This is a genomic window from Nocardia canadensis (genome assembly GCF_032656385.1).
GTDB classification, from domain to species: Bacteria; Actinomycetota; Actinomycetes; order Mycobacteriales; family Mycobacteriaceae; genus Nocardia; species Nocardia canadensis.
This window is the reverse complement of sequence record NZ_JAVCWB010000010.1, coordinates 1,608,506-1,613,345: the sequence shown is the minus strand read 5'-3', so window position 1 is coordinate 1,613,345 and position 4,840 is coordinate 1,608,506. Positions and strand designations below refer to the sequence as shown.

Below are 4,840 nucleotides of genomic sequence, written 5' to 3'. Positions count from 1 at the left end.
CGCTGCGCGGCTGCTCGCCTACCACGTTTCCCTGGTAGGCGAGCAGCCGCACCATTTCCCTCTGTCCGACCCGCCGCGGACCTCACGCGCCTGCGATATCCAGGGTGTGACCTGCGGTCTTGCGTTCCGAAATGTGCGGAACGCGGAACCGGGATAAGGTCCGGTTCTCACCGGGAAAAACAGGAAGGGAGCGGTTGCCATAACGCTTCGGATTTGGCTGAGCAGTGCAGGTGCGGCGACCGTTCAGGTCATGCGGTTGCTACGGGAGAACCCGGACGGTGTGGACGTCACCATCTACGCCAGCAATGTGGATCCGGGTGCGGCCGCTCTCTCGGCGTGCGATGTCTCGGCGATCGAGCCTCGGTATGTCGGCAACGAGGAGTACGCGCAGTTCGCGCTCGAGTTCTGCCGGACCCATCGCATCGATGTCCTCATCCCGCCCCGGCGTCTCGACGCGCTCGCGGGCCGGGCCGCGGACTTCGCCGCGGTCGGCACCAGTCTCATGTGCTCGCCACTGGCGGCGGTGCGGGCGCTGACCAGCAAGGTCCGCACCTACGAGATCGCCGGCGCGGCGGGCATTCCCGTGCCCCCGTGGCGTGAGGCCACCGACGTCGGCGAGTTCTACGCCGCCGTCGAGGAATTGTCCCGGGACGGGGAGACGCTGTGCATCAAGCCGAGCGGTGAGTACTCGGCCTTCGGCTTCCGCATCCTGGACGACCGTCCGCTGACGATGGCGAGCCTGCGGGTCGCGCCCCGGCCGGTGGCCTCGGTCGACGCGGTTGCCGGGGCATTGCGCCGGGCGGCGGCGGACGGGGAGTCGGTGCCCCCGCTGCTCGTCATGCCGTTCCTCGACGATCCGGAGATCAGCATCGACTGTCTGTCGGCTCCGGGAGGTGAACTGCTGGTGGGTATTCCGCGGGCCAAGCAGGGTCGCTTCCGTATCCTGCTGGACGACCCGGCGGTGGTCGACATCGCGCGCAGCCTGGTCCGGCATTTCGAACTCGCCTATCTGACCAACGTCCAATTGCGCTATCGCGGTGGGGAACCGGTGCTGCTCGAGGCAAATCCGCGCCCCTCGGCCGGGCTGTTCCATACAGCTTTCGCCGATGTGAATCTGCCGTGGGCTGCGGTGCGGCTGCTGCTGGAACGGGATTCGGGATTGCGGTTCCCGCCGCGACTCGGCGCCTGTCTGGCGGTGGCGGAAGCGGTCATGGAGGTCACCGGTCGGCGCGAGGACCAGAGTCGTCGGAGCGCGGATCTGGTCGCGGGCTGACTAGGGGAGCAGGCGAGCGAGGCCGTCGAGGAGCAGATCGAGGCCGAAGGTGAAATCCGCGGTACCGGAATGCGTTCCGGCGATGACCAGGGCGGCCAGGGCGTGCATGTGCGGGTGGGTCTCGGTGGGGATGAGGGGCAGGAATCGCTGTGCCGCCGAGGCGTACTCCGAGGGGTCGAGGGGGAAGTTGATGGCCTGGAGGGTGAAGCCGTAGATGTGGCTGTCCAGCGCGTTCCAGGCACGGTCGGCCTGTTCGTAGGTGAAGCCCGCGGTGATCAGGCAGGCGAGCGTGGCGTCGATGTAGCGGAGCATGGCGGGCCCGACGTTCACCCGGGAACCGAGCAGGCCGGTGGCCCAGCGGTGGCGGAGCAGGACCTCGTGGGCGGAGACGGCGCGGCGGCGTAGCTCGGTCCGCCAGTCGCCGTCCGCGCCGGGGACGTAGATCTCGGCGACGACCAAGTCGATGATGCCGTCGAGAAGGTCGTCCTTGTTGGCGACGTGGTTGTACAGCGACATCGCCTCCACGCCGACTGCCTTGGCGAGTTTGCGCATCGACAGCGCGTCCAGACCCTCCCGATCGGCGAGATCGATCGCCGCGCGCAGGACGCGTTCCCTGGTCAGCGGGGTGCGTGGCATGCGGCTCCTGACTGATTCCTTGACCTACTTACGGCGTAAGCGTACCGTCTGGGCAACAGACTTACGCTGTAAGTGCGAGATGAGGGATGTCATGACCGGTGTGGACACGGCTTCGATGACCGCGTGGGTGGCTCCTCGCTACGGCGGGAGCGAGGTGTTGCGGACCGAGACCGTGCCGCGCCCCGACCCGGGGGAGCGGGAGGTGGTGGTCCGGGTGCGAGCGGCCTCGCTGTGCAGCGGCGATCTGCATCTGCTCACCGGGACCCCGTATCTGCTGCGGCTGGGGTTCGGGCTGCGCGGGCCCAAGCGCCGGATGATCGGGCAGAATCTCGCGGGCGAGGTGGTCGCGGTCGGTGCCACGGTCACCGAATTCCAGCTCGGCGACCGGGTTTTCGGTGCGGTGCCCAGCGGCGCCTTCGCCGAGTTCGTGTGCGCCGACGCTGGTTCCTTCGCGCTGGTGCCCGCCGCGCTGAACATGGAAGAGGCCGCGGCGATACCGGATTCGGGGATGACCGCGCTACAGGGCCTGCGTGACATCGGCGACGTCGGACCGGGCCACCGGGTTCTGATCAACGGCGCGTCCGGCGGCGTCGGTAGCTTCGCGGTGCAGATCGCGAAGGCGCTCGGCGCGCACGTGACCGCGGTGTGTAGTACCCGACACATCGAGATGGTGCGCGGAATCGGCGCGGATGTCGTGATCGACTACACCGCCGAGGATTTCACGAAGTCCGACGAGCGCTACGACGTGCTCTTCGATCTGGCGGGCAATCACCGCCTGCGCGACTGTCGCCGAGTGCTGACGGCGGAGGGAGTGTTCATCTCCTCCGCCGCCGCACCCGGCGACGACTGGTTCGGTCCGGTCCGCTGGCTCGGCCAGGTGGTGCTCACCGACCTGTTCGTCGGTCAGACGCTGAAAGCGCTGCTCATGCGCCCCGCGGCCGCCGACCTGGACTACCTGGCCGGACTGGCCGCCGACGGTGCCCTGCGCCCGGTGATCGAGCGCCGTGTCCCCCTGTCCGACGCGGCGTCCGCCATCGAGATCTTCGCGCGCGGGCACGCCTCGGGGAAGACGGTGCTCACCGCCCCGTGAGGACCCGGCCGCGGCGACTGTCCCACCCCGTCTCCGGCCGAAGGGGGCGCGCCGTGCAGCGCCCCCTTTGCCGTCACCTCGCGGTGAACAGTGCGGTCAGGTCGAGGGTGTGGGCCATGGCGGCGGCGCCCGCGTCGTTGAGGTGCATGCCGTCGCCGCTGTCGAACTCGGGGCGGATGAAGTCCGGGCGCTGCGGGTCGGCCACCGCCTGGTCGACGTCGAAGATCGAGTCGAAGATGTCGGTGCCACGGATCCATTCGTTGACCGCGTGACGGGTCGGCTGGGTTTCCAGCAGCGGCATGCCCGGGTAGACGCAGCCGGCGTAGGGGCCGATGGTCGCGACGTGAATCCGCAGGCCGGCCGCGTGCGCGCGCTCGGCGAGAGCGGTGAAACCGGCGATCAGTTCCTCGGTGGTGGCGGAGGGCTGTCCGCCCATGGCGCCGAGGATCAGGTCGTTGATGCCGAAGTTCACCAGGATGTCGGTGACGCCGGGAACCGCGAGGGCATCGGCATCGAGGCGGGCCAGCCCGGATTCGCCGATCTCACGGGCGGTGAGGCGGTTACCGGCGATGCCGTTGTTCACCACCCACCCCCGGGTGAGACGTGAGTTGATGACGTCGACGGAACGACGGTTGGCGCTGAGGGTGGTGCCGACACCCTCGAACCAGGAATCGCCGAACGCTACCGCGATCGGGGGCCGCGCCCCGGTGAGCACGTCGACACCGGTGACGAAGAAGCGGAACGGAAGCTCCTGCGCGCCGGGCAGTTCCGCGTCGGCGGTGCGATCGCCCGCCGCGAGGTAGGCGATCTCACCGGGTTGGTGGGAGAACGTCGCCAGGCCGGTTGGGCCGGGGAGGTACAGGCTGAGCAGCAGGTCCTCGCCGGCGGCGACGGCCAGGTCCAGCGGGTCGCTCACCAGCTCCGCGCCGGGCTCGATGACCGCGATCGGCGCGCCGTCGAAGCGGACCTCGGCATCGGTGGTGATCGCCGAGCCTTCCTTGCGCACGGCCAGGCGGGCGGCGCCGATCATCAGCGGCGCGGACCCGTACCTGTTGGTCAGCCGCACCCGCACCGCGTCACCGCCGCCCGCCAGGCGCAGCACCTGCCGCACCGTTTCGTCGGTGAACGATCGCGATTCGGCGAGCTTGATCTGCTCGTCCGGGCTGATGACACCCGACCGGAATCCGGCGACCCACGTCTGCTGCATGACCACTCCATTAGTTGCTGCGAGGAATATTGCGTAGGCATAGATCTACCCCGAAGTATTCCTCGTGTCAACTATCCGCATGGCAAGCATCGGCTAGGGTGGTCTCATGCACGAACTGTTCGACGACCCCCGCCTGACCATCTCCGGCCTGCTCTTCGAGGCCACCAGCGGGTTGATCGCCAAGGTCGAACCCACGTGGCACGCGCACGGCCTCTCGGGCCTGGACCTCAATGCCCTCATGCGGCTGAGCCGCTCGCCGAAGCATCGGCTGCGGATGTCGGACCTGGCCACCCAGACCGAGCTGTCCACCAGCGGCGTCACCCGGCTGGTCGACCGGCTCGCCAAGGCGGGCCTGGTCGAACGTCAGCTCGATCCCACCGACCGCCGCAGCGCCTACGCGGCGCTGACCCCGGCGGGCATCAGCCGCCTCGAAGCGGTCCTCCCGGACTACCTCGACGCGCTGGAGACTTGGCTCACCGGCCTGCTCACCCCGGACCAGCTCGACGGCCTGGTCACCGGCCTGCGCATCATCCGCGACGTCACCAATCCCTCGGCGACGGCCGTCGCCGACCCGCCACCTCGGTCGTGAGCCAGGCGTCGCCGTGACCTGCCGAGCCGCGGGCGCCGACGGCCC

The 4,840-nt window shown here is 69.2% G+C and carries 5 protein-coding genes; 3 read left to right on the top strand and 2 right to left on the bottom strand.

Annotated features, from left to right (window positions below):
- The first annotated feature begins 250 nt into the window (after positions 1-250).
- Complete coding sequence (locus tag Q7X29_RS30780) at positions 251-1,273, top strand: ATP-grasp domain-containing protein (protein ID WP_316576130.1); 1,023 nt, start codon at positions 251-253, stop codon at positions 1,271-1,273.
- Here the strand turns inward: Q7X29_RS30780 and Q7X29_RS30775 are convergent, their stop codons facing one another.
- Entirely contained in the window at positions 1,274-1,909 is a 636-nt protein-coding gene (locus Q7X29_RS30775; RefSeq protein ID WP_316576129.1) for a TetR/AcrR family transcriptional regulator C-terminal domain-containing protein, read from the bottom strand. It lies immediately after the preceding gene.
- A 91-nt stretch (positions 1,910-2,000) separates the two neighbouring features.
- Here Q7X29_RS30775 and Q7X29_RS30770 point away from each other — a divergent pair, with 91 nt between their 5' ends.
- Positions 2,001-2,999 carry an NAD(P)-dependent alcohol dehydrogenase gene (locus tag Q7X29_RS30770; protein WP_316576128.1) on the top strand — a complete coding sequence of 333 codons (999 nt, stop codon included), beginning with the start codon at positions 2,001-2,003 and terminating at the stop codon, positions 2,997-2,999.
- Between the two features lie 73 nt (positions 3,000-3,072).
- Here the strand turns inward: Q7X29_RS30770 and Q7X29_RS30765 are convergent, their stop codons facing one another.
- Positions 3,073-4,206: a GDSL-type esterase/lipase family protein gene (locus tag Q7X29_RS30765; RefSeq protein WP_316576127.1), complete on the bottom strand. Its 1,134-nt coding sequence runs from the start codon at positions 4,204-4,206 to the stop codon at positions 3,073-3,075.
- Between the two features lie 106 nt (positions 4,207-4,312).
- Between Q7X29_RS30765 and Q7X29_RS30760 the strand changes: the two genes are divergently transcribed.
- Complete coding sequence (locus Q7X29_RS30760; RefSeq protein ID WP_218716771.1) at positions 4,313-4,795, top strand: MarR family winged helix-turn-helix transcriptional regulator; 483 nt, start codon at positions 4,313-4,315, stop codon at positions 4,793-4,795.
- Positions 4,796-4,840: the final 45 nt, after the last annotated feature.

Coding starts and splice junctions, on each gene's coding strand:
- Q7X29_RS30760 (WP_218716771.1), top strand. CDS start 4,313: ATGCACGAACTGTTCGACGACCCCCGCCTGACCATCTCCGGCCTGCTC.
- Q7X29_RS30770 (WP_316576128.1), top strand. CDS start 2,001: ATGACCGGTGTGGACACGGCTTCGATGACCGCGTGGGTGGCTCCTCGC.
- Q7X29_RS30765 (WP_316576127.1), bottom strand. CDS start 4,206: ATGCAGCAGACGTGGGTCGCCGGATTCCGGTCGGGTGTCATCAGCCCG.
- Q7X29_RS30775 (WP_316576129.1), bottom strand. CDS start 1,909: ATGCCACGCACCCCGCTGACCAGGGAACGCGTCCTGCGCGCGGCGATC.
- Q7X29_RS30780 (WP_316576130.1), top strand. CDS start 251: ATGCGGTTGCTACGGGAGAACCCGGACGGTGTGGACGTCACCATCTAC.